Annotated in this window: 27 protein-coding genes; 14 read left to right on the top strand and 13 right to left on the bottom strand. The window is 63.7% G+C overall.

All coding sequences use genetic code 11. The features are described from left to right. The first annotated feature begins 364 nt into the window (after positions 1 to 364). From ffh to rimM, 3 genes are all read left to right on the top strand, one after another. A complete protein-coding gene (gene ffh, locus AC3D24_RS00405; RefSeq protein WP_489027221.1) occupies positions 365 to 1,906 on the top strand; it encodes a signal recognition particle protein in 1,542 nt (513 codons plus the stop codon). A gap of 68 nt (positions 1,907 to 1,974) precedes the next feature. Further along, positions 1,975 to 2,421: a 30S ribosomal protein S16 gene (gene rpsP / locus AC3D24_RS00410; protein WP_187504196.1), complete on the top strand. Its 447-nt coding sequence runs from the start codon at positions 1,975 to 1,977 to the stop codon at positions 2,419 to 2,421. 218 nt (positions 2,422 to 2,639) lie between these two features. Further along, positions 2,640 to 3,230: a ribosome maturation factor RimM gene (gene rimM / locus AC3D24_RS00415; RefSeq protein ID WP_489027224.1), complete on the top strand. Its 591-nt coding sequence runs from the start codon at positions 2,640 to 2,642 to the stop codon at positions 3,228 to 3,230. 87 nt (positions 3,231 to 3,317) lie between these two features. On the opposite strand, the gene AC3D24_RS00420 is transcribed toward rimM, so the two are convergent. After that, on the bottom strand, positions 3,318 to 4,223 hold the full coding sequence (locus AC3D24_RS00420; RefSeq protein ID WP_489027226.1) for an NAD(P)/FAD-dependent oxidoreductase: 906 nt from the start codon (positions 4,221 to 4,223) through the stop codon (positions 3,318 to 3,320). Between the two features lie 77 nt (positions 4,224 to 4,300). Between AC3D24_RS00420 and AC3D24_RS00425 the strand changes: the two genes are divergently transcribed. Genes AC3D24_RS00425 through rplS form a run of 4 tightly spaced genes read left to right on the top strand, consistent with a single transcriptional unit; the run spans position 4,301 to position 6,073 of the window. Then, positions 4,301 to 4,585, top strand: coding sequence for an AbrB/MazE/SpoVT family DNA-binding domain-containing protein (locus AC3D24_RS00425; protein ID WP_489027228.1), 285 nt, complete (start codon positions 4,301 to 4,303; stop codon positions 4,583 to 4,585). Then, complete coding sequence (locus AC3D24_RS00430; RefSeq protein WP_489027230.1) at positions 4,582 to 4,956, top strand: type II toxin-antitoxin system VapC family toxin; 375 nt, start codon at positions 4,582 to 4,584, stop codon at positions 4,954 to 4,956. Before AC3D24_RS00425 ends, AC3D24_RS00430 begins: the two co-directional genes overlap by 4 nt. Further along, positions 4,953 to 5,684, top strand: coding sequence for a tRNA (guanosine(37)-N1)-methyltransferase TrmD (gene trmD, locus AC3D24_RS00435; protein WP_426280847.1), 732 nt, complete (start codon positions 4,953 to 4,955; stop codon positions 5,682 to 5,684). The genes AC3D24_RS00430 and trmD overlap by 4 nt, the downstream gene beginning before the upstream one ends. Continuing rightward, on the top strand, positions 5,681 to 6,073 hold the full coding sequence (gene rplS / locus AC3D24_RS00440) for a 50S ribosomal protein L19 (RefSeq protein WP_031395442.1): 393 nt from the start codon (positions 5,681 to 5,683) through the stop codon (positions 6,071 to 6,073). The genes trmD and rplS overlap by 4 nt, the downstream gene beginning before the upstream one ends. A gap of 985 nt (positions 6,074 to 7,058) precedes the next feature. Here the strand turns inward: rplS and AC3D24_RS00445 are convergent. The 6 genes from AC3D24_RS00445 to AC3D24_RS00470 form a co-directional block, all read right to left on the bottom strand. Then, positions 7,059 to 7,598: a pseudouridine synthase gene (locus AC3D24_RS00445; RefSeq protein ID WP_489027233.1), complete on the bottom strand. Its 540-nt coding sequence runs from the start codon at positions 7,596 to 7,598 to the stop codon at positions 7,059 to 7,061. Positions 7,599 to 7,699: 101 nt separating this feature from the next. Next, positions 7,700 to 9,007: a DUF6161 domain-containing protein gene (locus tag AC3D24_RS00450; protein ID WP_489027234.1), complete on the bottom strand. Its 1,308-nt coding sequence runs from the start codon at positions 9,005 to 9,007 to the stop codon at positions 7,700 to 7,702. A 209-nt stretch (positions 9,008 to 9,216) separates the two neighbouring features. Next, complete coding sequence (rpoD, locus tag AC3D24_RS00455; RefSeq protein ID WP_056051057.1) at positions 9,217 to 11,244, bottom strand: RNA polymerase sigma factor RpoD; 2,028 nt, start codon at positions 11,242 to 11,244, stop codon at positions 9,217 to 9,219. Further along, entirely contained in the window at positions 11,244 to 13,106 is a 1,863-nt protein-coding gene (gene dnaG / locus AC3D24_RS00460) for a DNA primase (RefSeq protein ID WP_489027236.1), read from the bottom strand. The genes rpoD and dnaG overlap by 1 nt, the downstream gene beginning before the upstream one ends. Next, positions 13,106 to 13,531 (bottom strand): endonuclease domain-containing protein, encoded by a 426-nt coding sequence (locus AC3D24_RS00465; RefSeq protein ID WP_489027238.1) that lies wholly within the window; start codon positions 13,529 to 13,531, stop codon positions 13,106 to 13,108. Before AC3D24_RS00465 ends, dnaG begins: the two co-directional genes overlap by 1 nt. Before the next feature lie 57 nt (positions 13,532 to 13,588). Continuing rightward, entirely contained in the window at positions 13,589 to 14,041 is a 453-nt protein-coding gene (locus tag AC3D24_RS00470; RefSeq protein WP_107952276.1) for a GatB/YqeY domain-containing protein, read from the bottom strand. Between the two features lie 141 nt (positions 14,042 to 14,182). Here AC3D24_RS00470 and AC3D24_RS00475 point away from each other — a divergent pair, with 141 nt between their 5' ends. The 5 genes from AC3D24_RS00475 to AC3D24_RS00495 all read left to right on the top strand — a co-directional run bounded on the left by AC3D24_RS00475 (position 14,183) and on the right by AC3D24_RS00495 (position 20,308). Then, the gene (locus AC3D24_RS00475) at positions 14,183 to 15,493 is read left to right on the top strand and encodes a carbamoyl phosphate synthase small subunit (RefSeq protein WP_489027240.1); all 1,311 of its coding nucleotides are present in this window, start codon (positions 14,183 to 14,185) and stop codon (positions 15,491 to 15,493) included. Further along, positions 15,490 to 15,768: a hypothetical protein gene (locus AC3D24_RS00480; protein ID WP_489027242.1), complete on the top strand. Its 279-nt coding sequence runs from the start codon at positions 15,490 to 15,492 to the stop codon at positions 15,766 to 15,768. Before AC3D24_RS00475 ends, AC3D24_RS00480 begins: the two co-directional genes overlap by 4 nt. Then, entirely contained in the window at positions 15,768 to 19,100 is a 3,333-nt protein-coding gene (gene carB, locus AC3D24_RS00485) for a carbamoyl-phosphate synthase large subunit (protein WP_489027244.1), read from the top strand. Before AC3D24_RS00480 ends, carB begins: the two co-directional genes overlap by 1 nt. A 75-nt stretch (positions 19,101 to 19,175) precedes the next feature. Further along, positions 19,176 to 19,652 carry a transcription elongation factor GreA gene (gene greA / locus AC3D24_RS00490; RefSeq protein WP_056052861.1) on the top strand — a complete coding sequence of 159 codons (477 nt, stop codon included), beginning with the start codon at positions 19,176 to 19,178 and terminating at the stop codon, positions 19,650 to 19,652. Between the two features lie 5 nt (positions 19,653 to 19,657). Then, positions 19,658 to 20,308: a rhomboid family intramembrane serine protease gene (locus AC3D24_RS00495; RefSeq protein WP_489027247.1), complete on the top strand. Its 651-nt coding sequence runs from the start codon at positions 19,658 to 19,660 to the stop codon at positions 20,306 to 20,308. 476 nt (positions 20,309 to 20,784) lie between these two features. On the opposite strand, the gene AC3D24_RS00500 is transcribed toward AC3D24_RS00495, so the two are convergent. The 5 genes from AC3D24_RS00500 to AC3D24_RS00520 form a co-directional block, all read right to left on the bottom strand. Continuing rightward, positions 20,785 to 21,012, bottom strand: a complete 228-nt coding sequence (locus AC3D24_RS00500) for a DUF4170 domain-containing protein (RefSeq protein WP_056051043.1) — start codon at positions 21,010 to 21,012, stop codon at positions 20,785 to 20,787. 64 nt (positions 21,013 to 21,076) lie between these two features. Continuing rightward, positions 21,077 to 21,556 carry a hypothetical protein gene (locus AC3D24_RS00505; protein ID WP_489027249.1) on the bottom strand — a complete coding sequence of 160 codons (480 nt, stop codon included), beginning with the start codon at positions 21,554 to 21,556 and terminating at the stop codon, positions 21,077 to 21,079. 103 nt (positions 21,557 to 21,659) lie between these two features. Further along, entirely contained in the window at positions 21,660 to 21,932 is a 273-nt protein-coding gene (locus tag AC3D24_RS00510; RefSeq protein WP_489027251.1) for a DUF3618 domain-containing protein, read from the bottom strand. Continuing rightward, positions 21,929 to 22,282, bottom strand: a complete 354-nt coding sequence (locus tag AC3D24_RS00515) for a phage holin family protein (RefSeq protein WP_489027253.1) — start codon at positions 22,280 to 22,282, stop codon at positions 21,929 to 21,931. Before AC3D24_RS00515 ends, AC3D24_RS00510 begins: the two co-directional genes overlap by 4 nt. Before the next feature lie 4 nt (positions 22,283 to 22,286). Continuing rightward, positions 22,287 to 22,775, bottom strand: a complete 489-nt coding sequence (locus AC3D24_RS00520; protein ID WP_489027255.1) for a hypothetical protein — start codon at positions 22,773 to 22,775, stop codon at positions 22,287 to 22,289. Between the two features lie 175 nt (positions 22,776 to 22,950). Here AC3D24_RS00520 and eno point away from each other — a divergent pair, with 175 nt between their 5' ends. Together eno and AC3D24_RS00530 are read left to right on the top strand one after the other, a co-directional pair. Continuing rightward, complete coding sequence (gene eno, locus AC3D24_RS00525) at positions 22,951 to 24,231, top strand: phosphopyruvate hydratase (protein WP_121884554.1); 1,281 nt, start codon at positions 22,951 to 22,953, stop codon at positions 24,229 to 24,231. A 159-nt stretch (positions 24,232 to 24,390) separates the two neighbouring features. Further along, entirely contained in the window at positions 24,391 to 24,717 is a 327-nt protein-coding gene (locus AC3D24_RS00530; RefSeq protein WP_055878455.1) for an FtsB family cell division protein, read from the top strand. A gap of 138 nt (positions 24,718 to 24,855) precedes the next feature. On the opposite strand, the gene AC3D24_RS00535 is transcribed toward AC3D24_RS00530, so the two are convergent. Then, on the bottom strand, positions 24,856 to 25,680 hold the full coding sequence (locus AC3D24_RS00535) for an alpha/beta fold hydrolase (RefSeq protein ID WP_489027258.1): 825 nt from the start codon (positions 25,678 to 25,680) through the stop codon (positions 24,856 to 24,858). Positions 25,681 to 25,733: the final 53 nt, after the last annotated feature.

Genomic DNA, 25,733 nt, shown 5'->3' on the forward strand with positions numbered 1-25,733 from the left:
CCGGTCGTTGATTGGCTGCCGGTGTGGCATGCGACAGGTGTAGGAGATGTTAAGGAGGCGTCGGCGCGGGGCAGGGAGTGGCACCGGTGCGATTGGTTGCGTACTCAGAATCGATAACAGCGTGTTTCCCCGCAAAGGCGGGGACCCAGTCTGGGCTCCCGTCTTTGCGGGAGAACAAGGAGGGGAGAGATACCGTCAGGTTGCTCCACTCGACCTATCTTGCATCTCTGGCCGCATTCCAGTAGGTGGCGCCCCACGTTCCGTTACGGAGCGCATTGGACGAGCATCCAAGGATGCACGCTGGCCGGTGAGGTTTCGCCCGCCGGCGCTTTTGCGTTTTGTCACGGTGATTTGGAGTATTTCGATGTTCGAAAGCCTGAGCGATCGACTTGGCGGCGTCTTCGACCGCCTTCGCGGCCGGGGTGCGCTGACCGAAGCGGACGTGCGCGCCGCTATGCGCGAAGTGCGCGTGGCGCTGCTCGAAGCCGACGTCGCGCTGCCTGTCGCACGCGAGTTCGTCGAGAAGGCGACTGAGAAGGCGATCGGCCAGAACGTCCTGCGCTCGGTCACGCCGGGGCAGCAGGTCGTCAAGATCGTCAGCGATGCGCTGGTTGAGATGCTTGGCTCGGATGCCGTTGAGCTCGAGCTGGGCGTCACGCCGCCGGCGGTCATCATGATGGTCGGCCTCCAGGGCTCGGGCAAGACGACCACCACCGCCAAGATCGCCAAGCGGCTTGCGGCAGGGCAGGCCAATTTCGGACAGGCCGGTCGCGAGCGCAAGAAGGTGCTGATGGCGTCGCTCGACGTCAATCGACCGAACGCGCAGGAGCAGCTGGCGACGCTCGGCACGCAGATCGACGTCGCTACGCTGCCGATCGTGCAGGGGCAGCAGCCGGTCGATATCGCTCGCCGCGCAATGCAGGCGGCCAAGCTCCAGGGCTATGATGTCCTGATGCTCGACACCGCGGGTCGACTCCATGTCGACCAGGCGTTGATGGACGAGATGAAGGCGGTCGCCGACGTCGCGAACCCGGCCGAGATCCTGCTTGTCGTCGACTCGCTGACCGGCCAGGATGCGGTCAACGTCGCGCAGAACTTCAGCGATCAGGTGCCGCTGACGGGTATCGTGCTGACCCGCATGGACGGCGATGCGCGCGGCGGCGCGGCGCTGTCGATGCGCGCGGTCACCGGCAAGCCGATCAAGTTCGCGGGTACCGGCGAGAAGCTCGATGCGCTCGAGGCGTTCCATCCGGAGCGCGTTGCCGGTCGCATCCTCGGCATGGGCGACGTCGTCAGCTTGGTCGAACGCGCTGCGGAGTCGATCCAGGCAGAAGACGCCGAGCGGATGGCCGCCAAGATGGCCAAGGGTCAGTTCGACATGAACGACCTGCGTGCCCAGCTCGCGCAGATGCAGCGGATGGGCGGGCTCGGCGCGCTGGCCGGGATGATCCCCGGCATGAAGAAGGCGCAGGGCGCGGTCGCGTCGGTCGGTGGCGAAAAGGTGCTGGTGCACATGGACGCGATGATCGGTTCGATGACGATCAAGGAGCGCAACAAGCCCGAACTGATCAACGCCAAGCGCAAGATCCGCATCGCCAAGGGATCCGGGACGACCGTCCAGGAGGTTAACAAGCTGCTGAAAATGCACCTCGAAATGTCGACCGCCATGAAGAAGATCAAGAAGATGGGCGGCATGAAGGGCATGATGGCAATGCTCGGCAAGGGCGGCATGGGCGGTGGTCTTGGCGGCATCGGCAACGCGATCGGCGGGCCGCAGATGGGCGACATGCTCAACAAGGCCGGTGCTGGCGGCCTGCCCGGCGGTGGCGGTGGTCTACCGGGGCTTGGTGGCCCCAAGATGCCGCAGATGCCTGCCGGTTTCGACGATTTTCTGAAGAAGAAATAACCTCTTTATCCAACCACGACACCTCGGCTTTCGCTCGGGGATCTATCTAGAAAACGAAGGAAAATATCATGGCAATCAACATTCGCCTCGCGCGCGGTGGCTCCAAGAAGCGTCCTTACTACAAGATCGTCGTTGCCGATGCGCGTTCGCCGCGTGACGGCCGCTTCATCGAGAAGATCGGCAACTACAACCCGCTCCTCGCCAAGGACAACGAGCAGCGCGTGCAGCTCGACGCCGATCGCGCGAAGCATTGGCTGAGCGTTGGCGCGCAGCCGACCGACCGCGTCGCGCGCTTCCTCGACCAGGCTGGCGTGCTCGAGCGTTCGGCGCGCAACAACCCGAACAAGGGCAAGCCCGGCGAGAAGGCCACCGAGCGCGCCGAAGAGCGTGCGACCAAGGCGGCTGAAGCTGCCGAGGCTGAAGCTGCTGCAAAGGCAGCACCTGCGACCGGTAGCAACGAAGAGACCGAGCAGGTCGCTGCTGCCGAAATCGAAGACGCAACCAGCGCTTCGTAAGATACGGGGGCGGGGCTTGATTGCTCCGCCCTTTCTTCGTCATGCCGGAGCAGGTCCGGCGTGACGACAGGCGGAAGGCATCTCCCGCGTCGATCCCGGGTCGCCAGCCGCACCCGATCGGCCGTTCATGCGTTCTCTTGTCGGTAACCCCGAACAGGAGCGCATGATGGCCCCCGAATCCGACCCCCGCACAGCCCCCGCACCCGAGGACATCGAAGATGCCACCAACAAAGGCGTCTCCGCCGAAGACCCCGCCGAAGGATCCGACGACACCCCCGGTCGCGACCCAGGCTCAGCCGAAGGCTGAGAAGGCGGTTCGGCGCAAGGATGAGGTGACGCTCGCGGTCGTCATCGGTGCGCACGGCATCGGTGGCGAAGTGCGGCTGAAGGTCTTTGCCGAGAATTTCGGGAGCTATAAGAGCTTCAACAACGGCGCGCTGTCGCTGAAATCCGCGCGTAACGGCAACAATGGCATGATCGCGCGGTTTGCCGAGGTTGCCGACCGGAATGCGGCCGAAGCGATGCGTGGCACCGAACTGACAGTGCCGCGGTCGTCGCTGCCGCCGTTGGCAGACGACGAATATTATCACACCGATCTGATCGGTCTCGACGTCGTTTCGACGAATGGCGAGGCGATTGGGCGCGTGGTCGCGATCGACAATTTCGGCGCGGGCGACGTGATCGAGATCGAACGCCTTTCGGTGGACGATAAGCCCGGCAAGCGCTTCATGGTGCCGATGCGCGTCGAAGCGGTGCCGGAGTGGAATGCCGAGCGGCTCGTCGTGGAAGCGTCTTTCACGATCGAGTAAACCTCAACTGACGTTTCCTTGTTCTCCCGCGAAGGCGGGAGCCCAGACTGGGTCCCCGCCTTTGCGGGGAAACAGGTTAAGTAGCGACTACCGACGTAAAGGGCGTTGCTCAGCAAGCATGTTGCGGATGGTGGTGGCCGCGACGCCTGCCTCGCCCATTGCGTGGCTGATTTGATCGAGACCTTTTATCACGTCTCCAGCCGCGAACAGGCCGGGGATCGACGTACGTTGATGCGAGTCGACCTCAAGGCAGCCATCGTCCGACGCGCGCGCACCCGCCGCGACCGCCAGTTCGGAGCGGATGACCGAGCCGAGCGCGGGATAGACGCTGTCGAACGCCAGCCGGCCCTCGACCGTGTCTAGGGCGAGCTTGCCGTCCTCGATCGCATAGGTGCCGCAGGGGCCTCCGATTCGGACTATGCCGGCATCGTCGAGTGCCGCTTCGCACGCGGGATCGAGGTCGTGGCCACCCTCGGGTGCGATCAGCGTCACATCCTTGGTGTAGCCTCGAAGAAACAGCGCCTCACGCATGCCGTGGTCGCCGGTACCGATGACGCCGACGCGCTTGTCGGTGACCTCATAGCCGTCGCAGATTGGGCAGTAGCGCAGTAATCCAGCCTCCAGCGCCTCGTCGTGAAGCGCATCCGGCATGTCGGGGCGGTTGTTCACGACTCCGGTGGCGAGCAATACGCTCCGTGCCCGCGCGCGACGATCGCCCAGCCGCACGGTGAAGCCGTCGTCATCCACCTCGATCGCGTCGACCCGCACACCCTCGCGCACCGCACCGTAAGTCTCGGCCTGCGCCAGCATCCGTGCGAGAAGATCGGTTCCGCGGATGCCTTCGGGATACCCTGCATGGTTATGCGTACACGGGATCAGCGCCGCGCGACTGCTGCCGCAATCGAACAGCCGGATCGAGAGGTGGAACCGCGCGAGATAGATCGCCGCGGTCAGTCCTGCCGGTCCGGCGCCGATGATGATGCAATCGTCCATGCCTCGCGAGCGTTTCGCAGGCGTAATTGTTCCTCATTCCGTTCTGGTATATACGGCATGTGCATACGGAGGCTGGAATGGGTAAGGAATATCGCGCGAAGGTCTTCAAGTCCGGCAACTCCGTCGCGCTGCGCTTGCCGAAAGCCCTTGGCATTGCGGAGGGCGCTGAAATGACCGTGCGCGAGGACAGCGGCAAGTTCATCGTCGAACCCTATTCCCCGTTGCCCAGAAAAATCGATCTCACGGGCATCTACGGCTCGATCCCCGGCCTCAAGCTCATCGACCGCGAGGATCGGGTTTTCGAACCCTCGCCGCGTCCCTGGGACGATCCGTCCTGGCCGGGACGGTCCGATGAGCTATGAAATATCTGCTCGATACCAATATCTGCATCCTGTTGCTCGGCGGTAACGTTCCGCGCCTCCGAAGCCGCGTCGAGCAATGCGACGAGGGCGAGCTGGGGATGTCCGCTGTCGTCTTCGCCGAACTGGCGATCGGTAGCTGGCAAGGCAAGCTGCCACCGATGTCCGCGATCGACGCGTTCAGCCGGTGGGTGCCCGTGCTGCCCTTCAATGAGCTGTCGGCCCGGCAGTATGCGCAGTTGCCCTTCAGGCGCGGAAGTTTCGATCGGCTGATTGCGGCCCACGCCCTGTCGCTCGATATGACCCTGATCACCAACAACGAACGCGACTTCGCCGACGTGCCCGGCCTTCGCATAGAGAATTGGACGCTGTGACTTTCGCTGCCACGATATTGACGCTGTATCCGGAGATGTTTCCGGGGCCGCTGGGGACGTCGCTTGCCGGCCGCGCGCTCGGGGAGGGGCGGTGGTCCTGCTCGCCGGTGCAGATCCGGGACTTTGCGACCGACAAGCACAAGTCGGTGGACGATACGCCGGCGGGGGGCGGGGCCGGGATGGTGCTCAGGGCCGACGTGGTGGCCTCCGCGATCGACAGCGTTGCGGATGGGCGGCCGGTGCTGGCGATGACGCCTCGGGGAAAGCCGCTGACCCAGGAGCGGGTTCGCGAACTCGCACAGGGCCCCGGCGTCACCATTCTTTGCGGCCGGTTCGAGGGGTTCGACGAACGCCTGTTCGAGGCGCGGGAGATCGAGGAAGTCTCGATCGGCGACTACATCCTGTCGGGTGGCGAGATGGGCGCGCTGGTGCTGCTCGATGCTTGCATTCGGCTGCTGCCCGGCGTAATGGGCGCGGCTTCTAGTGGGGATGACGAGAGCTTCGAAACGGGGCTGCTCGAATATCCGCACTATACCCGACCTCAGATATGGGAAGGGCGCGCGATCCCGCAGGTGCTGCGATCGGGGGATCACGCGAAGATCGCTGCATGGCGCAAACGCCGCGCGGAGATCGATACACGGTCACGGCGACCGGACCTTTGGGAGCGCCATGAGGGCGTTCGGGTCCAGTCGCCCTCTGGCGCGCAGCGACACGAGGACGAGACATGAACCTGTTGCAGACGATCGAAGCCGAGAACATCGCGAAGTTCCTGGCCAACAAGACGATCCCCGATTTCCGCCCCGGCGACACGCTGAAGGTTGGCGTGAAGGTCGTCGAAGGCGAGCGCACGCGTATTCAGAACTACGAGGGCGTGTGCATCGCGCGCTCGAACAAGGGCATGGGCTCGAACTTCACCGTGCGTAAGATGAGCTTCGGCGAGGGCGTCGAGCGCGTCTTCCCGCTCTACTCGCCGAACGTCGATTCGATCGAAGTCGTCCGCAAGGGCGCCGTGCGTCGCGCCAAACTGTATTACCTGCGTGGCCGCACCGGCAAGGCAGCGCGTATCGCCGAGCGTCGCGACATGCGCCCTGCCAAGGGCACCGCAGCCGCCGAGTAATCGGAGCCTGCTAGAGTTGAAAAAGGGCGCGGGGGCGATGGTCCCCGCGCCCTTTTTCGTTGTGCGCCTGAAATCAGTGTCTTGCGCCGATGCTGCAGTGCGGAAGTGCACGAAGTTCACAGTCTCACAGCGTTCTGCACATCGCCCGATATTGGGGGTCGATAGGGGCGTTTTGGGCCGAGGTGATGTATGCGGGATAGGCGGGGTTGGGCATCCGCTGAGGGTGCGCTCCGAGGCGCGTGTAGGACAGCGGATTAGCACGTCGGCCAGCGGCGGCCGTGGTGTCTGCGATCTCTCCGCCCTGGGCGTCGGAGGTGGTTGTCGGGTCGGACAGGCGCGCGCGTTCCTTCGCAGGCCGACTTCCGCGTCCTTGTTCTTGCGCTCCCGCTTCCTTGTTCTCCCGCGAAGGCGGGAGCCCAGTCTGGGTCCCCGCCTTCGCGGGGAAACACGTCTTGCTGGCGGATCGGGATGGTCTCTGTATGGACCGTACGAGGCTTTGCCACATGGAGCGCGCTCGCGTGGACATGCCCCACCCCGACCCTCCCCTGAAGGGGAGGGAGTTTTCGTCGGGCCACCATGCAATTTCGGCGCGTCACGCAACGCACTCCCCGCGCGGGCGGGGAACGCTATCCTCGGGACTTACGATCACATTGCGCCACGGAGCGTAGCTCAAAGAATGGATTCACGCGAAGGCGCTAAGGCGCGAAGAGAAGACCGGGCAAGTGCGCTAAATAAGCTGCTTCTCTTCGCGCCTTAGCGCCTTCGCGTGAACATGCCCTTCTCCGTCATCCTGACGAAAGTCAGGACCCAGGATCACGAACGCCGCGCTGCTTGGCTCTAGGTCCTGACTTTCGTCAGGATGACGGCGTGGGTGGGGAGGCCCTCAGCCTGTAATAATGAACGCTGCCCGTCTGATGGGCGTACCTCAGGAGCGTACGCGTCTCGGGTGGCCTGCAGACCGCCGCCAGCCCGCCTCAAGCATCCGTCAGGCGTCGCGCCACGTGCCGGGCTCCAGACCCGCCACGGTCCAGTCGCCGATGCTCCACCGGACCAGCCGCAGCGTGGGGTGGTCGATCGCGGCGGTCATGCGGCGGACTTGGCGGTTGCGGCCTTCGCGGATCGTTATCTTCAGCCAGCAATCGGGGATGCTCGCGCGGACCCGGATCGGCGGCACGCGCGGCCAGAGGTCGGGCGCGGCGATCCGCTCGACATCGGCGCGGGCAGGGCCGTCCTTCAGCACGACGCCGCTCCGCAACCGATCGAGCGCGTCCTCGCCGGCATCGCCCTCGACCTGCACGAGATAGGTCTTGGCCAGCTTGAACTTCGGGTCCGCGATCCGCGCCTGGAGGCGACCGTCGTCGGTCAGCAGCAACAGCCCTTCGCTATCGCGGTCGAGCCGCCCCGCCGGATAGACGCCCGGCACATCGACGAACTGCGACAGCGTCGCACGCGGGGTCGGGCTGTTCACGTCGGTGAACTGGCTGAGCACGTCGTACGGTTTGTTGAACAGGATCACGCGGGGCATGGCGGGGCTTTAGAGGGATTGTCGATCGGCTTCGATCGTAATCTTCCTAAGGAGCGGGCACCCAAAGGCGGAGCTTATAACGTGTTGACCCGCATTGTTGCCTAGCCCGGCTTGCCCGTTCCACTTGCTAAGGTTGCGATTAGAGCAGCGGGCGAGATAGCGGGTGGTCCATCTTCCTTCACCATTCCATCAGCGACCGGCCTAAAAATTACCGCCAACATAATTGCTCGATCTGCGTCGGTTGCGGCACCTTCTTTAGTAAGGGAAAGGTATGTCTCTGTCAGCGCGGACCGTCCTTTAGCATCAATCGCTAAATGATGCTCGGTCGTGTAAAGCCGGACCAACAGTCGCATCGTCCAAAGATACATAGTAAGATAGAGAAGTGTACCCGCTGATGCGAGGAGCAACTCGAAGTGGAAAGATGCGCGCATACCGTTGATATTAGAAAAGCTTCCATCTTTATTTGGAATGACAGCAGCGCTAAATACATGGTGAGCGCCTTCGAACGCCGCTAGCGCAACGCCACATGCCCCAACTAAGCCGATTGTACCGACCCCGATCATCCACCATTTCCGGGATGTAAGTGTCCTCTCATGAGTTGCTGCTCGCCCTTCCCAAAGTGCAACCGGTGCTTCCAACTGGCGTTGTTCCTTAAACGCCTTAAACCAGTTTTCGATTGTCTCTCGCGATGATAGCGTGAGGTCGTCTATCGCGGCGGCGGCTCGCGATGAAATGCTGCTGACCTTTTGATCAAGATCACTAAGCTGCGTATTTGTGCTAAACTCAGCTGCTCCGATTGTCGCCTCCAGTGCGGATAAGCGCTCCCGGCCGTTCGATTCTCCATGATTGGCCGCATTAGTCATCTGGGCGATCAGCCCCTCAACTTTGATCACGCTTTCGTGAACAAGTGAAAGGCGATCTTCGGCGTCCTTGGCTTTACTCTGAATTTGATAAATTGAGTTATCTGCGGTCGCTTCCAATATCTGATTGAGCGAGCGCTCGTATAAAAATACAGCATTCACTTGGTTGGTATCGGCCCAGTTAATACGTGTTCCTGATAGGCCAGCGACTGCCGCGGCCGCGAGAATTCCTTGAGCGCTGAGTTGTCTTGATGCCCAGCTTAAGGCAACGAACACTGGCGATTGATCGGCAATTAGTTCGTCAGAATCGCTGATTGTCAGCGCAACTGGCAGCCCTTTCTGATGGTTCGTTTTAAGGTCATCAGCAACCCTATCCCAAGCCGCGCGTGCTCTAGCAAACGGGTGATTCGGATCTGTGCTAATTATTTCGTGATATTCTTTGTCCCATGCCTCTCGCTGGCGCTGTGACCAAAGAACAGCTTCGGCAAGATCGTTGAACTCTTTTTTGCCGCCTCGTTCGGACGCAATCTCGAACTGGATCACGCTCATATAATGCATCCCCCGTTTTCACAGACTTAACTATATGATCAGTAGCAATTTGCTATGAGAGAATCTTATGTTTGGGCATGACTTATTGGAATCGCTGTCAACCAAATCTGAGGTTGATATGTCATATCGGAGGTGCTTAATTAAATAACAAAAAAGGGCCGCGGTGTTTCCACCGCGGCCCGTTCGTTCGATCAGAAATTCCGCGCCCCTTACTGGTCGAGGAAGCTCCGCATCTTCCGGCTACGCGACGGATGCTTCAGCTTCCGCAGCGCCTTCGCCTCGATCTGGCGGATGCGCTCGCGGGTCACCGAGAATTGCTGGCCGACTTCCTCGAGCGTGTGGTCGGTGTTCATGCCGATGCCGAAGCGCATGCGCAGCACGCGCTCTTCGCGTGGTGTCAAAGAAGCGAGCACCCGCGTGACCGTCTCCTTCAAGTTCGCCTGGATCGCGGCATCCACCGGGATGATCGCGTTCTTGTCCTCGATGAAGTCGCCGAGATGCGAATCCTCCTCGTCGCCGATCGGCGTTTCGAGGCTGATCGGTTCCTTGGCGATCTTCATCACCTTGCGCACCTTCTCCAGCGGCATGGAGAGGCGTTCGGCCATCTCCTCCGGGGTCGGTTCGCGGCCCTGCTCGTGGAGGAACTGGCGGCTGGTGCGGACCAGCTTGTTGATCGTCTCGATCATGTGGACCGGGATACGGATGGTCCGCGCCTGATCCGCGATCGAGCGGGTGATCGCCTGGCGAATCCACCACGTCGCATAGGTGCTGAACTTGTAGCCGCGGCGATACTCGAACTTGTCGACCGCCTTCATCAGGCCGATATTGCCCTCCTGGATGAGATCCAGGAACTGCAGGCCGCGGTTCGTGTATTTCTTGGCGATCGAGATCACCAGCCGCAGGTTCGCCTCGACCATCTCCTTCTTGGCGATACGCGCCTCGCGCTCGCCCTTCTGGACCATGTTGACGATCCGGCGGAACTCGGTGAGCGCCATACCGGTCTGCTGCGTGATGTCGGCGATCTCGGCGCGGATGCGCTCGACCGCCTCGCCCTCGTTGGCGACGAACGCGGTCCACTTCTTGTCGACCTTGTTGACCGTCGTCAGCCAGTTCTCGTCGATCTCGTGACCGATATAGCGATCGAGGAAGTCCTTGCGCGGCACCTTGTGGCGCTCGGCGAGGCGCAGCATCTGACCGCCCAGCGCGGTCAGGCGACGGTTATAGGCATAGAGCTGATCGACCAGATATTCGATCTTGGCATTGTGGAACTGGACGCTCTCTACTTCCGCCGTGAGTTCCTCGCGCAGCTTCTGATACTTGCGCTCGTCGGCCGCGGAGAAATCGCCGCCGATGCCCATCGCGTCGACGCGCGACTGCTGGATCTTGCTGAACTTCTTGTAGAGCGCGGTGATGCTGGCGAACCGCTCGAGCGCGATCGGCTTGAGCTGTTCCTCCATCTGCGCGAGGCTGAGGGTGTTGTCCTCCTCCTCGTCGTCCGATGCGCGCGGGGCACGGCGCTCGCCGTCCTCGTCCTCGTCGGCGGACGGCTCTTCGGGCTCGGCCTCTTCCTTGAACGACGGGCCGGCGTTCTTTTCGCTGATCTCGCCGTCGTCGGCCTCGCCGTCCTCCGCCATTGCTTCGGGGGCGGGGTCCTTCGACAGCATCGCGTCGAGATCCATGATCTCGCGCAGCTGCATCGTGCCCTCGTTCAGCGCGGTCGACCAGTCGATGATCGCGTTGAAGGTGATCGGCGATTCGCACAGGCCCAGGATCATCGTGTCGCGACCCGCCTCGATCCGCTTGGCGATCGCGATCTCGCCCTCGCGGCTGAGCAGCTCGACCGCACCCATCTCGCGCAGGTACATGCGGACCGGATCGTCGGTGCGATCGATGGTCTCTTTCTTCTTCTCGATCGCGGGGCCTGTGTCGGCATCCGCGTCGGCGGCCTCCGGCTCGTCCTCGTCGTCCTTGGCGGGCTCGGTCTCGCCGTCCTCGCCGGCTTCGTCGTTCTCGACGATGTTGATGCCCATCTCGCTCAGCGCGGCGCTGATGTCCTCGATCTGGTCTGACGACATCTCGCCCTGCGGCAGCGCTTCGTTGAGCTGCTCATAGGTGATGTAGCCGCGCTTCTTGGCGCGCGCGATGACCTTCTTGATCGACGCATCGTTCATGTCGATCAGCGGCGCATCGCCGGTTTCGTTCGTCTCGGCGGGTTCCGCCATGTTCGCCTTAGCCATCAATCGCCCTCGGTACCCAACGCTCGGGCGTCTTCGTTCGACTGTACAAGATTTGCAAGTCGGACTTCCAACGCCTGTTTCTCTCTTACCATAGCCACTTGTCGTTCGAACGCATCTTCGGTGAAGTGCGTCTGCATCGCCGCGGTCGCCTGCTTGAGTGCCGCGTCTACCTCAGGGCGGGCGACCATGATCGCGATCGCCTCGTCGAGGTCGGCACGGACGCGGGCTGGATCGGCCGTGGTCTGCGTGAACGAATAGGGCATCGTATCGGCTCTCAACAGGTCACTCGCGACTGAATTGAAACCGGACCTCGCCAATATGGTGAGCAAGCGCCCGCTATCAAGCTTCTGGTCCTCAAGTGCAACATCTACGACCGCTTCGAACAATCGCCCGAGCGCGCCGTCGATCATTTGGAGCGAGCCGAGCACCTCCATGTGACGCGCGATCTCGACCGGGTGGCGGATCAGGCCGGCGAGCACCGCCTTCGCCAGGACGCGGTCGATGCCGGTCGCGAGGAAGGCCTTCGCGTCTTCGGTGACGGGCGCGGCGGGGGGCTTCCAGCCGCCTTTCGGTTTCTCGCCGCGGGGCACGAAGGGGGCGCGGACGGGTTTGAAATGCTCATAGAAGCGGTTCTTGAACTCGGCGTGATATTGCTGCTTCACAGAGGGGTCGGCGATGCCTTCCGCAAGTTCGTGGAGGCGGCGCTTGAGGCCGGCGCGCTGTTCGGGGGTGTCGAGCGCCTCGGCGGCGACTTCGGATGCCCAGAGCCGGTCGACGAGCTGTTCGGGGGTTTTCAGCAACGCCTCGAACGCGGCGGGACCGCCGGCGCGGACGAGATCGTCGGGGTCCTGGCCTTGCGGGAGGGTGACGAAGGCGAGGCTGCGACCGGGCGCGAGTAGCGGGAGCGCGCGGTGGGCGGCCCGGAGCGACGCCTTCTGGCCGGCGCCGTCGCCGTCGAAGCAGAGCAGCGGCACGTCGACCATCCGCCACAGTCGTTCGAGTTGGGCTTCGGTGAGCGCCGTGCCGAGCGGGGCGACCGCTTCGCCGAAGCCAGCCTGGGCCAGCGCGATGACGTCCATATAGCCCTCGACCACCAGCACGCGGCCCGATTTGCGCGAGGCGGGGGCGGCCTTGTCGAGATTGTAGAGCGTGCGGCCCTTGTCGAAGAGCGGCGTGTCGGGGGAATTGAGGTATTTGGGCTCGCCGCCGTCGAGCACGCGCCCGCCGAACGCGATCGTCCGGCCGCGGGGGTCGCGGATCGGGATCATCAGGCGGCCGCGGAACCGGTCGTACGGGTCCTTGCCCTCGACATTGATGAGCATGCCGGACTCGACCAGCATCGGGTCGCCGTAGTCCTTCAGCGCGGTCTTGAGCTTGCCGCGGCTGTCGGGGGCGAACCCCATGCCGAACGCGCGCGCCGTCTCGGGCTTGATCCCGCGACGGTCGAGGAGCGCGCGGGCGTCGGTGCCGGGGAGGCCGTTGAGTTGTTCGACGAACCAGTCGGCGGCATCCGACATGACCTCGTGCAGGCCCTTGGCGCGCTCGGCCTTGGCGGCGGACTGGCGGTCCATCGCGGGCATGTCCATCCCGGCGGCCTGCGCGAGCTCCTTCACGGCATCCATGAAGGGGAGACCGCGCTGGTCGGTCATCCACTTGATCGCGTCGCCGTGCGCGGAGCAACCGAAGCAATGGTAGAAGCCTTTGTCGTCATTAACGTAGAATGATGGCGTCTTCTCATTATGGAACGGGCAGCAGCCCTTGTGCTCGCGCCCGGCCTTGGTGAGCTTGGTGGTCTTGCCGACGAGCGCGCTGAGCGAGGTGCGGGCGCGGAGTTCGTCGAGGAATTGCGGGGTTAGGGCCACTAGATCGCCCCGCGCACGACAGATCCCCCCCGCCCGCTTGCGGGAGGGGGCTGGGGGGTGGGCACGCGCTCGGTTCCGCTCGCAGCGCTCAGAATGGTCTCCAATACGCCGGCCATGTTCGAGGTCAGATCGTTGTTCCAGAAGCGAACGACGCGGTAGCCCGCGGCTTCGAGGTGCTTCGTGCGGGCGTCGTCATGAGGTTGGCCTTCGACATGCTGGCTGCCGTCTAGCTCCACGATCAGATTGTGCGAGCGGCATACGAAGTCCGCGAAATACCCGGCGATCGGCATCTGGCGGCTGAATTTGAGGTCCTGCAGCCTGGAACCTTTGAGTTGCCGCCACAGCATCTGCTCGGCGTTCGTCGCGTCGTTGCGAAGGTCGCGTGCCCTCTCTGTCGGTCGGTCCAGACGATGGCGCGGGCCCACCCCTCGGTCCCCTCCCGCTTGCGGGAGGGGAGGAAGAAGGGGGCCGCGCTCATCCATTTACGACAGCGCTGCCTTTACCAGACCGCTTGCCTTGCTCATGTCCAGCTCGCTGGCGTGGCGTGCCTTCAGCTCGGCCATCACGCGGCCCATGTCCTTCATGCCGGTCGCGCCGAGTTCCGCCTTGATCGCCTCGATCGCCGCCGATGTTTCCGCCTCGCTCATCTGCTGCGGCAGGAAGCGCTCAATCACGGCGACCTCCGCCGTCTCCGCATCGGCGAGCTCCTGGCGGCCGCCCTTCGAAAACATCTCGATCGACTCGCGGCGCTGCTTCACCATCTTTTGCAGCACTTCGACCACCAGCGCGTCGTCGCTCTCGGGCGCCTTGCCGGTGCGCGCCTCGATGTCGCGGTTCTTGATCGCGGCCTGGATCAACGAGATAGCGTTGCGGCTCTGCTTGTCGCCGGCCTTCATGGCGGTCAGCTGCGCAGCCTTGATGTCGTCGCGAATCATGTACTGGTCTTTCAGGTGGTTCGTGCGTAGCCCGACGGGATAGCGCGTCCGCCGCCCGTTTAACAGATTGACGCTGCGGCACGCCGGCCTTAGCGGACACCACTTAGCGACATCGTCAACGTAAAGAGAGTGCCCAGCCTGATGGCCGACGCCCAGCCTATAGCCATGCCTGCCGGTGCAACAGGCGTCCTCGTCCTCGCCAATGGCGACGTGATCTGGGGTCGCGGGTTCGGCGCAGAGGGCAGTGCGGTCGGCGAAGTGTGCTTCCACACCGCGATGACCGGCTACCAGGAGGTGCTGACCGACCCGTCGTTCGCCGGGCAGATGATTTGTTTCACCTTCCCGCATATCGGCAATGTCGGCGCGAACCCCGACGACGTCGAGGCGGACGACCCGCACGCGCTCGGCATCATCGTCCGCGAGGACGTGACGCAGCCGTCGAGCTTCCGCGCGGTCGAGGGCCTTGATGGCTGGATGAAGCGGCATGCGCGGATCGGCCTTTCGGGGGTCGACACGCGCGCGCTGACGCGGCGGATCCGGGTGGCGGGCGCGCCTAATGGCGTGATCGCGCATTCGGCGAGTGGCGAGTTCGACGTGGCGGCGTTGCTGGCGATGGCGCGCGCTTGGCCGGGGCTGGAGGGCATGGACCTCGCCAAGGACGTGTCGACCGAGATGCATTATGGCTGGGGCGAGGATGCGCCCGGCGGTGTCTGGAAGCTGGGCTTCGGCTACAGCGCGTCTTCCCCCCTCCCGCAAGCGGGAGGGGCCGGGGGTGGGCTCCCGGCTTCCTCGACAGATGACGGTGCGGTTGAGCATTCTTCCACCGTCCCCCCGATAGGAGAGCGCGAGCCCACCCCTCAATCCCCTCCCGCAAGCGGCAGGGGAGGCCAGAAGCCCCACGTCGTCGCGATCGATTACGGCAGCAAGCGCAACATCTTCCGCAACCTCGTCGAGGCCGGCGCGAAAGTGTCCGTCGTCTCCGCCACCGCCAGCTTCGACGAGGTGATGGCGCTCGCCCCCGACGGCATCTTCCTGTCGAACGGCCCCGGCGATCCCGCCGCGACCGCCGACTACGCCGTCCCGGTGATCCGCCAGCTGCTGGAGACGGGCAAGCCGCTGTTCGGCATCTGCCTCGGCCACCAGTTGCTCGGGCTCGCGGTCGGCGCGACCACGACCAAGATGTTCCAGGGCCACCGCGGTGCCAACCACCCGGTCAAGCGCCTGTCCGACGGCGCGGTCGAGATCACCAGCATGAACCACGGCTTCGCAGTCGAGCGCGACAGCCTGCCGGCCAACGTCCGCGAGACGCACGTGTCGCTGTTCGACGGGTCGAATGCGGGGCTGGAACTGACCGACAAACCGGCGTTTTCCGTGCAATATCATCCCGAGGCTAGCCCTGGACCTCAGGATAGCTTGTATCTGTTCGAACGGTTTGTCGGGTCAATAAGGTGAAGTTTTGGATCGTCGTCTTGATTGCAACAGCCGCGCTGATCTTGATCCTATCTAGCGTCGATTTTACGTCGACACAGGGCCATGAGCATAGCGACGCCGAACTTGCTAAAGGCTGCCATGTCTCCTTGAGCCAATTTGAAGCAGCAAAAGCGTCTAGCAAGTCGGGCCCAGAGAGAAAACTTCTCAAGATCGGTAGATGCTTCCTGTCGAAAAATGCCGACGGTCGTATTTCGCTTGGAACGATCACTGAACCGCCTGCGGAAAAGAAACACTAATGCCAAAACGCACCGACATCTCCTCGATCCTCGTCATCGGCGCAGGACCTATCGTCATCGGCCAGGCGTGCGAGTTCGATTATTCGGGCACGCAGGCGATCAAGGCGTTGAAGGAGGAGGGCTATCGTATCGTCCTCGTCAATTCGAACCCCGCCACGATCATGACCGATCCCGAGCTGGCCGACGCGACCTATGTCGAGCCGATTACGCCCGCGATCGTCGCCAAGATCATCGAGAAGGAGCGTCCGGACGCGATCCTGCCGACGATGGGCGGGCAGACCGCGCTGAATACCGCGCTCGCGCTGTTCCATGACGGGACGCTGGAGAAGTTCGGCGTGACGATGATCGGGGCGGATGCCGATGCGATCGACATGGCGGAGGACCGGCTGAAGTTCCGCGACGCGATGGACCGGATCGGGCTGGAAAGCGCGCGCTCGGCGATCGCGCATACTGTCGAGGAAGCGCTCGAAGGTCTCGAGAAGACGGGGCTTCCGTCGATCATCCGGCCGAGCTTCACGATGGGCGGCTCGGGCGGCGGCATCGCGTATAACCGCGAGGAATTCATCGCGATCGTCCGCAATGGGCTCGACCTGTCGCCGACCACCGAGGTGCTGATCGAGGAATCGCTGCTCGGCTGGAAAGAATACGAGATGGAGGTGGTGCGCGATCGCAACGACAACGCGATCATCATCTGCTCGATCGAGAACGTCGATCCGATGGGTGTCCATACCGGCGACTCGATCACGGTCGCGCCGGCGCTGACGCTGACCGACAAGGAATACCAGATCATGCGCAACGCATCGATTGCGGTGTTGCGCGAAATCGGTGTCGAAACAGGCGGTTCGAACGTCCAGTTCGCGGTCAATCCGAAGGACGGCCGGCTGGTCGTCATCGAGATGAACCCGCGTGTTTCGCGCTCGTCCGCGCTGGCATCCAAGGCGACCGGTTTCCCGATCGCGAAGGTCGCGGCGAAGCTGGCGGTCGGCTACACGCTCGACGAGATCGAGAACGACATTACTGGCGCTACGCCTGCCGCGTTCGAGCCGACGATCGATTACGTCGTGACGAAGATCCCGCGGTTCGCGTTCGAGAAGTTCAAGGGCGCGTCGAACACGCTCGGCACCGCGATGAAGTCGGTCGGCGAGGTGATGGCGATCGGTCGCAACATCCACGAATCGATGCAGAAGGCGTTGCGCGGGCTCGAGACAGGCTTGTCGGGGTTCAACCAGGTCGATCATCTGGTCGGTGCGCCGCGTGCGGAAATCGAGGCGGCGCTGGCCGTCGCGACGCCGGACCGGTTGCTGGTGGCGGCGCAGGCGCTGCGCGAGGGCTTCACGGTTGCCGAGGTGCACGCGATTGCCAAATATGATCCGTGGTTCCTGGAGCGGATCGCCGAGATCATCGCGGCCGAGGCCGAGGTGATGAAGGACGGCCTGCCGATCGACGCGCCCGGTATGCGCCGCCTGAAGAGCATGGGGTTCAGCGACAAGCGGCTCGCGTGGCTGGCGCTGCAATCCGCCAATCTGCGCGGCATGAACCGCGGGATCGCGCGCGGCTCGGGGCTGATCCACGAGGTCGTCAAGGCGATGACCGGCGGCGTGACCGAGGAGGAGGTGCGCCAGCATCGCCTGAAGCTCGGCGTGCGGCCGGTGTTCAAGCGGATCGATACGTGCGCGGCCGAATTCGATGCGAAGACGCCGTATATGTACTCGACCTACGAGGCGCCGAGCTTCGGCGAGCCCGAGAACGAGTCCGAGCCTACGGACCGGAAGAAGATCGTGATCCTGGGCGGCGGGCCGAACCGGATCGGGCAGGGGATCGAGTTCGATTATTGCTGCTGCCATGCGTGCTTCGCGCTGGCGGACGTGGGCTATGAGACGGTCATGGTCAACTGCAACCCGGAGACCGTGTCGACCGATTACGACACGTCGGACCGGCTGTACTTCGAGCCGCTGACCGCCGAAGACGTGCTGGAGATCCTGCATGTCGAGCAGCAGAACGGCACTTTGGTGGGCGTGATCGTGCAGTTCGGGGGGCAGACGCCGCTGAACCTCGCGCGCTCGCTTGAGGCTGCCGGGATCCCGATCCTGGGGACGACGCCGGACGCGATCGATCTGGCGGAGGACCGCGAACGGTTCGCGGCGCTGATCACCAAGCTCGGGCTGTTGCAGCCGGCCAATGGCCTGGCGCGGAGCCGGGACGAGGCGGTCGCGGCGGCGGAGCGGATCGGCTATCCGGTGCTGATGCGGCCTTCGTACGTGCTCGGCGGCCGGGCGATGGAGATCGTCGATACGATCGGGCAGCTCGAGCATTACATCGCGACCGCGGTGCAGGTGTCGGGCGACTCGCCGGTGCTGATCGACCAGTATCTGCGCGATGCGATCGAGGTCGATGTCGACGCGATCTGCGACGGCACCGACGTGGTGGTCGCGGGCGTGTTGCAACATATCGAGGAGGCGGGCGTCCATTCGGGCGATTCTGCGTGCTCGATCCCGCCTTATTCGCTGTCGGCGGAGATCATCGCCGAGATCGAGCGGCAGACGGTGGCGCTCGCGCATGCCTTATCGGTGGTCGGGCTGATGAACATCCAGTTCGCGGTGAAGGATGGGCTTGTCTACCTCATCGAGGTCAACCCGCGCGCGTCGCGCACCGTGCCGTTCGTCGCCAAGGCGATCGGCGCGCCCATCGCCAAGATCGCCGCGCGCGTGATGGCGGGCGAGAAGCTGGTCAACCTCCCGAAGATCGACCGGCATATCGACTATTATGCGGTGAAGGAGGCGGTGTTCCCCTTCAACAAGTTCCCCGGCGTCGATCCGGTGCTGTCACCGGAAATGAAGTCGACCGGCGAAGTCATGGGAATCGATCCCGATTTCACGATCGCGTTTGCGAAAGCTCAGCTTGGCGCGGGGACGATCCTGCCGACCAAGGGCAATGTCTTCGTCAGCGTGAAGGACGGCGACAAGGCGATGATCGTCGAGGCGGTGAAGGCGTTGGTCGACACCGGGTTCTCGATCGTCGCTACCGGCGGAACCGCGGATCATCTGGCGCGCGCCGGTTTGCCGGTCGAGAAGGTCAACAAGGTGGCGCAGGGTCGGCCGCATATCGTCGACCGGATCAAGGACGGCGATATCGCGCTGATCTTCAACACCACCGAGGGGTGGCAAAGCCTGAAGGACTCGCAGCCGATCCGTGCTTCGGCGCTCGGCCAGCGTATTCCGTACTTCACGACCGCGCCGGCTTCGCTCGAGGCGGCGAAGGCGATCGCCAAGCTTTCGACGCACAGCCTTGAAGTACGGCCGCTGCAATCCTATTATTCGCAGTCGCACGACTGATCCCGACATGAGAATGATGTGTGGGCGGGGCTGGTACAGGGCCTCGCGCGGGGAAATGGATTTGGGGACGAGATGATGGCGACCGTCGAAAAGATGCCGATGCTGCAGGAAGGCTATGAGACGCTCAGTGCGGATCTTAAGCGCCTGAAGGCCGAACGTCCGACGATCGTCGATGCGATCGAAGAGGCGCGCGCTCATGGCGATCTGTCGGAGAACGCGGAATATCATGCCGCGAAGGAGCGTCAGGGCCAGGTCGAGGCATCGATCTCCGACATCGAGGACAAGCTGTCGCGCGCGCAGATCATCGATCCGAAGGATTTGTCGGGTGATAAGGTCGTGTTCGGCGCGACGGTGACGTTGCTCGACGAGAACGACAAGCCGGTGAAGTATCAGATCGTTGGCCAGACCGAGGCTAACGCGAAGACGGGCCGCATCTCGTACAACTCGCCGCTGGGGCGTGGGTTGATCGGGCGGAAACTCGACGAAGAGGTCGAGGTCACGGTGCCGGCCGGCGAGCGGTATTACGTCGTCTCCAAGATCGAGTTCATCTGAGCCTTATGCAATTCTTCGAGACGCGGGCGACGGCGATCATCACGATCGTGACGGTCATCGTCTCGGGATTCCTGGTGCTGAGCGGGTCGCTTGGATACTGGGCGGTGAACGCCGGGTTTATTCCGTTGCGGATGACCGATCTCGGTATTCCGAGCGAGCATTTGTTCGTCGTGCCTGCCTGGGTGACGCCGCTGACGGCGACGTTGATCCATGGCGGCTGGGCGCATATTGCGCTGAACCTCGTGATGCTGGTGTATTGCGGACAGTTCGTCGAGCGGGCGCTCGGGACGGTCGGGTTGGTCGTGCTGTACGTCGTTGGCGCGTATGCCGCCGCCGCCGGGCATTGGGCGTTTGGGCCTGAATCTACTGCACCTATGATTGGCGCTAGCGGATCGATCTCGGCGGTCGTTGGAGCTTATGCGTTACTGTATGGCGAGCGGCGGGCGCAGGCGATCGGGCCGGTGCCGGCTGGGGTCGTGCATGTCGTTTGGCTGGCTGCCGCTTGGATCGGGATCCAGTTGTTGATTGGGCTGGCCGGGTTTGGGGCTTCGGTTGGGGCTAGCGGGCCGATTGCTATTGGCGCGCATATCGGCGGGTTCTTGGCGGGGCTGGTGCTGGCTCGGCCGTTGTTGCTCTGGCACTACCGGGCGGCTTGAGCGGCCTGTCCCTTACAAACGCTCGTTCCGCCCCACGCTGATCCACGCCCACGCCCACACCGTTCGTCCCGACTAGCTGCTGAGCTTGTCGAAGCGGCGTATCGAAGGATGGGTTGGGGCGCGGGGCTGTGCTTCGATACGAGCCCTCGATACGCTCCTTGCGGAGCTACTCGGTCTCTACTCAGCACGAACGGGGGTGGGGAGAGCGGCCTTGGCCGCGATCTGACGAGACCCGTTAGAGCTAGCGGCCTCAGTTCTGCTTATCGTGCCCTCACCCATCGCCGCCTTTGGCGTCTCTCCCTCTCCCCGGTGGGAGAGGGACGAGGGGGCCGTTTATGCAAGCTTGATCGTCAGACAGGTATCCCAGAACCGTCACCCCGCGGAGGCGGAGACCCATAGTCTATGTCGTTGCTATTAGATCGCTAAGGTAGCCAGCATGGGTTCCCGCCTTCGCGGGAATGACCAAAGGGAAGCCGTTACGCTACAGTCGCGCCCAGGTTCGGTTCGAGCATCCGGTGCAAGTGCACCACCACGAACTTCATCTCGGCATCGTCCACGGTACGCTGCGCCGCAGCACGCCAGGCCTTCTCGGCGCTGGCGTAGTCGGGGAATACGCCGACGAATTCGATTTTGCTCAGATCGTTGAAATCCAGGGTGCGCGGGTCGCTGACGCGGCCGCCGAATACGAGGTGGAGCTTGCTCATGCGCTTGCTTTCCTAGGGAGGGGGTTGCCGCCTCCCTAGCGTGTTCGACCCGCGGTTTGAACCCTTAGACGGCAGGCTTCTGCGAAACCGCCTTCGCACCTGCGGTACCAGCTGTCGTGACCGCCTTGACGATACCCTCGAGCAAGCCCTTCGCTTGGTCGCGCGCATTGTCCTTGGTCAGGCCGAGTTCGCCGAGTTCCGAACGGCCTGCATCCTTCGCAGCGGCGGTCGCCGCGACCAGCGTTTCGCTGAGACGCCTGCCGACGGGGGCGAGCAGTTCCTTTTCGCGGGCCGAACGCGGGATCAGCGCTCCGGCGAGGGCGCCTACGGCCAGACCGCCGACGAGGATGCCGAGTGGGTTGGATTCAAGGTTGTTGACGACGCGCTTGGTCTTCTCGCGCGAGACTTCGAGAACCTCGGAGGCCTTGTCGCCGGCGTCGTGATAGACCTTCGATGCGGTCTCGCGGACGGTGTCGAGGCCTTCGCGCAGGCGGCTCTCGGTCTCGTGGGCGGCTTCGTTTGCGGTGGTCTTTGCGTCGGTCATGGAAATGTCCTTCTGGTGGCAAGCTGCTCGCCGTTCAATGCAATGAGGGTTCAACGCGAGCCCGGACTTCTAGGTTTCAATATTGTGACCGTGGTCAGGGCGGTCACCGCCCGCGGCGGAAGAGTCCGACGATCCGGTGGCGCGCGAGGAACAGTCCGGCAACTGCGGCGAACCCCGCGGTCGGTCCCGGATTGCGCTTCACGGTCTCGACGCTGGCGTTGAGCGCGGCGGTGCCGGCATCGGCGACGTCGCGGCTGGCGTTCAGCGCGAGCTTCCGCGGATTGAGCCGGTCCTGCAACTGCCCGAGCGTCATCATGACGCGCTGGCGGGCGAGGGCCGATTCGATCTCTGCGGCGGCGACTTTGGCGGATGTCATGATACGGGCTCGCTCTTCGTCTGAAGCTTCGACTTGCCGATCATCGCCAGGATCGCCGCCACTGCGAGGACGGCCACCACGACGATGGCGGTCGCCCATCCTGGCCCCACCAGCGTCGCCACCGTCAAGATCGCACCGACCAGCAGTGCGATCAGTGCGGCCAAAGCCAGCACGCCGGCGACCGCGAAGAACATCGCGGCCGACTTGTACGCACTCGCCGTCTCGCCGAACTTCGCCTTGTAGACAGCGACTTCCGCAGTCGCGAGACTCTTCGTCTCGGTCGCGAGGCGACCGACGATCGACACGAGGCTCTCGTCCTCGCCGGTCGCGAACGTCAGTGGATCGGCCAAGACGTCAGACCTTCGAGTTGGCATCGACGCCCGACTGCACCAGTCGCGCGACGACGAAGCCGATGGCGGCTGCTGCACCCACCGCGATGGCTGGCGATTTCCGCACGAGTTCGCGCGCGTCGTCGAACAGCTCGTCGATGTCCTTGGCCTTCACCTGACCGGCAAAGCCCGAGACGCTGTCGGCGGCGCTGCGGGCGTAGCCGCCGTACTGCGAGCCGAGCTTTTCATCGACCTGGCCGGCGGCGTCGGTCAGCAACTGCGCGACCTGCTCCAACGCGCCGCTCGCGCGTGCCTTGCCGTCCTCGGCGAAGGTGCGGACCTTGTCGGTCGCCTGCGCGGTGTACTTGTTGGCGCCGTCCTTGATCGCCTGCTTGGCGTCGCCGGCCTTGGCCGAGACATCGCCGTTCTCGATCGTCTTGCTGAGCTCGGTCCCGACCTCGTTCGCGGTCGTTTTCAGGTCGTTGACGGTGTCGTTTACGCTGGAGTCGGCCATGACGGTCCCTTTCAGAATTGTTACGCTCTCAACACCGTCGTTGGAGCGCGGTTCCCGAACCGTCGCGCGATTGCACGACACTATTCTCGGATGTCCGCGCGATTGCCCGATATGGCGTGAGACGGTAGAGGCGGCGCGAACGACCCGGCACCGGGATTTGTAGGAGCATCGTTACGTGACCGCAATCATCGACCTTCATGCACGCCAGATCCTCGACAGCCGCGGCAATCCGACCGTCGAGGTCGACGTGCTGCTCGAAGACGGCAGCTTCGGCCGCGCCGCCGTGCCATCGGGCGCGTCGACCGGCGCACACGAGGCGGTCGAGCGCCGCGATGGCGACAAGACCCGTTGGGGGGGCAAGGGCGTCGATGGCGCGGTCGATGCGGTCAACGACGAGATCACCGACACCGTGCTCGGCATGGACGCGGAGGACCAGTCGGACCTCGATCGCGCGATGATCGAACTCGACGGCACCGAGAACAAGGGCAGGCTTGGCGCGAACGCGATCCTCGGCGTCAGCCTCGCCGTCGCCAAGGCCGCGGCCGAAGCGCGTGGCCTGCCGCTGTACCGCTATGTCGGCGGCGTGCAGGCGCATCTGCTGCCGGTGCCGATGATGAACATCATCAACGGCGGCGAGCATGCCGACAACCCGATCGATTTCCAGGAGTTCATGGTCGTCCCGGTCGGTGCGTCGAACATCCTCGAGGCGGTCCGCTGCGGCTCGGAGATCTTCCACACGCTGAAGAAGGGCCTGAGCGAGAAGGGCCTGTCGACCAGCGTAGGCGACGAGGGCGGCTTCGCGCCGAACATCGGCAGCACCACCGAGGCGCTCGACTTCATCATGTCGAGCATCGAGAAGGCGGGGTACAAGCCCGGCGAGGACGTCATGCTCGCGCTCGATTGCGCGGCGACCGAGTTCTATAAGAACGGCAAGTACGACATCTCGGGCGAGGGCCGGATCCTCGAGAGCGCCGAGATGGCGGAGTATCTCGCGGATCTGACGCGCCGCTACCCGATCTTCTCGATCGAGGACGGCATGGGTGAGGACGATTGGGAGGGCTGGAAGACGCTGACCGACCTGATCGGCGACAAGGTCCAGCTGGTCGGCGACGATCTGTTCGTGACCAACCCGAAGCGTCTCAAGCGCGGGATCGACCAGGGTATCGCGAATTCGCTGCTGGTGAAGGTCAACCAGATCGGCACGCTGACCGAGACGCTGGAGGCGGTGTCGATGGCGCAGCGCGCGAAGTACACCGCGGTGATGTCGCACCGTTCGGGCGAGACCGAGGACTCGACGATCGCCGATCTGGCGGTCGCGACCAATTGCGGTCAGATCAAGACGGGCAGCCTGGCGCGGTCGGACCGGTTGGCGAAGTACAATCAGCTGATCCGGATCGAGGAAGAGCTGGGCGATGCGGCGCGTTATGCTGGGCGCGACATCCTGATCGGGGGCTGATAGGTTCCAACCATACCCTCCGTCATGCCGGGCTTGTTCCGGCATCCAGGTTCCCGCATAATCTATAGGCGTGATTGTGCGGGACCGTGGACCCCGGAACTAGTCCGGGGTGACGGAGTGGGTGGTAGACGAGTTAGGGCGGGAGTACCGGAGGACGACATGGCACGCGTGACGACGAAGACCAGCAAGTTGCGGAAGACGATGCGCAAGGCCGCGTGGCCGGCGCTGGGGCTGACGCTGATGGCGTTCTTCGGCGCGTATGCCGTACTCGGGCCCAACGGGATGTTCGCGTATGGCGATTACAAGCGCCAGCTTGCGAAGCGCGAGCAGGACTATGCCGCGCTCGATCGCAAGCGTGAGGTTTTGAAGAACCGGGTGGCGCTGCTAAACCCGGATCATGCGAACCCGGATATGGTCGACGAGATGGTCCGCAAGGAGCTGAACGTCGCGCATCCGGACGAGGTTATCGTCCCGCTGGGGAACTAGTCATTTGATCCTCCCCCGCCAGGGGGAGGTGTCGTCGCAGGTGACGGAGGGGGAGGATACGGAACAGCGGTTTTGCTTACCTCCCCCTCCGTCAGGCAAGCGCCTGCCACCTCCCCCTTGCGGGGGAGGATTGAGAAATTACCGACCCAGGAAGGTCAGCAGGTCGTTGGTGAAGCGATCGCTCTCGGTGATCGTCAGGCCGTGCGGGGCGCCTTCATATTCGACCAGCTGCGAGTCCGCGATGCCCTTGGCGGCGGCGCGGCCGGTGGCGTCGATCGGCACCGTCTTGTCGCTCGTCCCGTGGACGACCAGCGTCGGTACGCGGAATGCCGCCAGATCCTGACGGAAGTCGGTGTGGCCGAACGCCTTGGCGCACTCCAGTGTCGGGTGAAGGCCCGCCTGCATCGCCAGACTCCAGACCCAGTCGACGACCTCGTCGCTGACCGGCGAGGTGATGAATCCGACGCCGAGGAATTGCTGGAGGAAGGTCTTGAAGAACGCCGGGCGGTCGTCCTCTATACCTGCGCCGATGCTGGCGAGCGTCTCTTCGGGAACGCCGTCGGGATTGTCATCGGTCTTTAGCATGTACGGCACGACCGACGAGATCAGCCCGGCGGCGACCACGCCCTTGCCCTCGTAGCGGCTCATGTAGCGCGCGATCTCGCCGCCACCCATCGAGAAGCCGACGATCGTCGCGTCGGTGTTCGCGCCGGTGGCTTCCATCACGTCGGCCAGATCGTCGGTGAGGGTGTCGTAGTTATAGCCGGTCCAGGGCTGGCCCGAACGACCGAACCCGCGACGGTCGTACGCGATCGCGCGGAAGCCGGCCTGTGCGAGCGCCATCGCCTGCGCGTCCCAGCTGTCGGCATTTAGCGGCCAGCCATGCGTAAGGATCACCGGGCGTCCCGTGCCCCAATCCTTGACGTAAATATCTGTGCCGTCACGGGTTTTTACATAGGGCATAAGGATTTCCAGTCTCTCGAAACATGTCCGGTATAAACGAGCCAGCGGTGGGG

The organism is Sphingomonas sp. SL1004 (genome assembly GCF_057815015.1).

Bases quoted from the DNA above. Each gene is read 5' to 3' on its own strand.
- ffh (WP_489027221.1), top strand. From the start codon at position 365: ATGTTCGAAAGCCTGAGCGATCGACTTGGCGGCGTCTTCGACCGCCTT.
- rpsP (WP_187504196.1), top strand. From the start codon at position 1,975: ATGGCAATCAACATTCGCCTCGCGCGCGGTGGCTCCAAGAAGCGTCCT.
- rimM (WP_489027224.1), top strand. From the start codon at position 2,640: ATGCCACCAACAAAGGCGTCTCCGCCGAAGACCCCGCCGAAGGATCCG.
- AC3D24_RS00420 (WP_489027226.1), bottom strand. From the start codon at position 4,223: ATGGACGATTGCATCATCATCGGCGCCGGACCGGCAGGACTGACCGCG.
- AC3D24_RS00425 (WP_489027228.1), top strand. From the start codon at position 4,301: ATGGGTAAGGAATATCGCGCGAAGGTCTTCAAGTCCGGCAACTCCGTC.
- AC3D24_RS00430 (WP_489027230.1), top strand. From the start codon at position 4,582: ATGAAATATCTGCTCGATACCAATATCTGCATCCTGTTGCTCGGCGGT.
- rplS (WP_031395442.1), top strand. From the start codon at position 5,681: ATGAACCTGTTGCAGACGATCGAAGCCGAGAACATCGCGAAGTTCCTG.
- AC3D24_RS00445 (WP_489027233.1), bottom strand. From the start codon at position 7,598: ATGCCCCGCGTGATCCTGTTCAACAAACCGTACGACGTGCTCAGCCAG.
- AC3D24_RS00450 (WP_489027234.1), bottom strand. From the start codon at position 9,007: ATGAGCGTGATCCAGTTCGAGATTGCGTCCGAACGAGGCGGCAAAAAA.
- rpoD (WP_056051057.1), bottom strand. From the start codon at position 11,244: ATGGCTAAGGCGAACATGGCGGAACCCGCCGAGACGAACGAAACCGGC.
- AC3D24_RS00470 (WP_107952276.1), bottom strand. From the start codon at position 14,041: ATGATTCGCGACGACATCAAGGCTGCGCAGCTGACCGCCATGAAGGCC.
- AC3D24_RS00475 (WP_489027240.1), top strand. From the start codon at position 14,183: ATGGCCGACGCCCAGCCTATAGCCATGCCTGCCGGTGCAACAGGCGTC.
- carB (WP_489027244.1), top strand. From the start codon at position 15,768: ATGCCAAAACGCACCGACATCTCCTCGATCCTCGTCATCGGCGCAGGA.
- greA (WP_056052861.1), top strand. From the start codon at position 19,176: ATGGCGACCGTCGAAAAGATGCCGATGCTGCAGGAAGGCTATGAGACG.
- AC3D24_RS00495 (WP_489027247.1), top strand. From the start codon at position 19,658: ATGCAATTCTTCGAGACGCGGGCGACGGCGATCATCACGATCGTGACG.
- AC3D24_RS00500 (WP_056051043.1), bottom strand. From the start codon at position 21,012: ATGAGCAAGCTCCACCTCGTATTCGGCGGCCGCGTCAGCGACCCGCGC.
- AC3D24_RS00505 (WP_489027249.1), bottom strand. From the start codon at position 21,556: ATGACCGACGCAAAGACCACCGCAAACGAAGCCGCCCACGAGACCGAG.
- AC3D24_RS00510 (WP_489027251.1), bottom strand. From the start codon at position 21,932: ATGACATCCGCCAAAGTCGCCGCCGCAGAGATCGAATCGGCCCTCGCC.
- AC3D24_RS00520 (WP_489027255.1), bottom strand. From the start codon at position 22,775: ATGGCCGACTCCAGCGTAAACGACACCGTCAACGACCTGAAAACGACC.
- AC3D24_RS00530 (WP_055878455.1), top strand. From the start codon at position 24,391: ATGGCACGCGTGACGACGAAGACCAGCAAGTTGCGGAAGACGATGCGC.
- AC3D24_RS00535 (WP_489027258.1), bottom strand. From the start codon at position 25,680: ATGCCCTATGTAAAAACCCGTGACGGCACAGATATTTACGTCAAGGAT.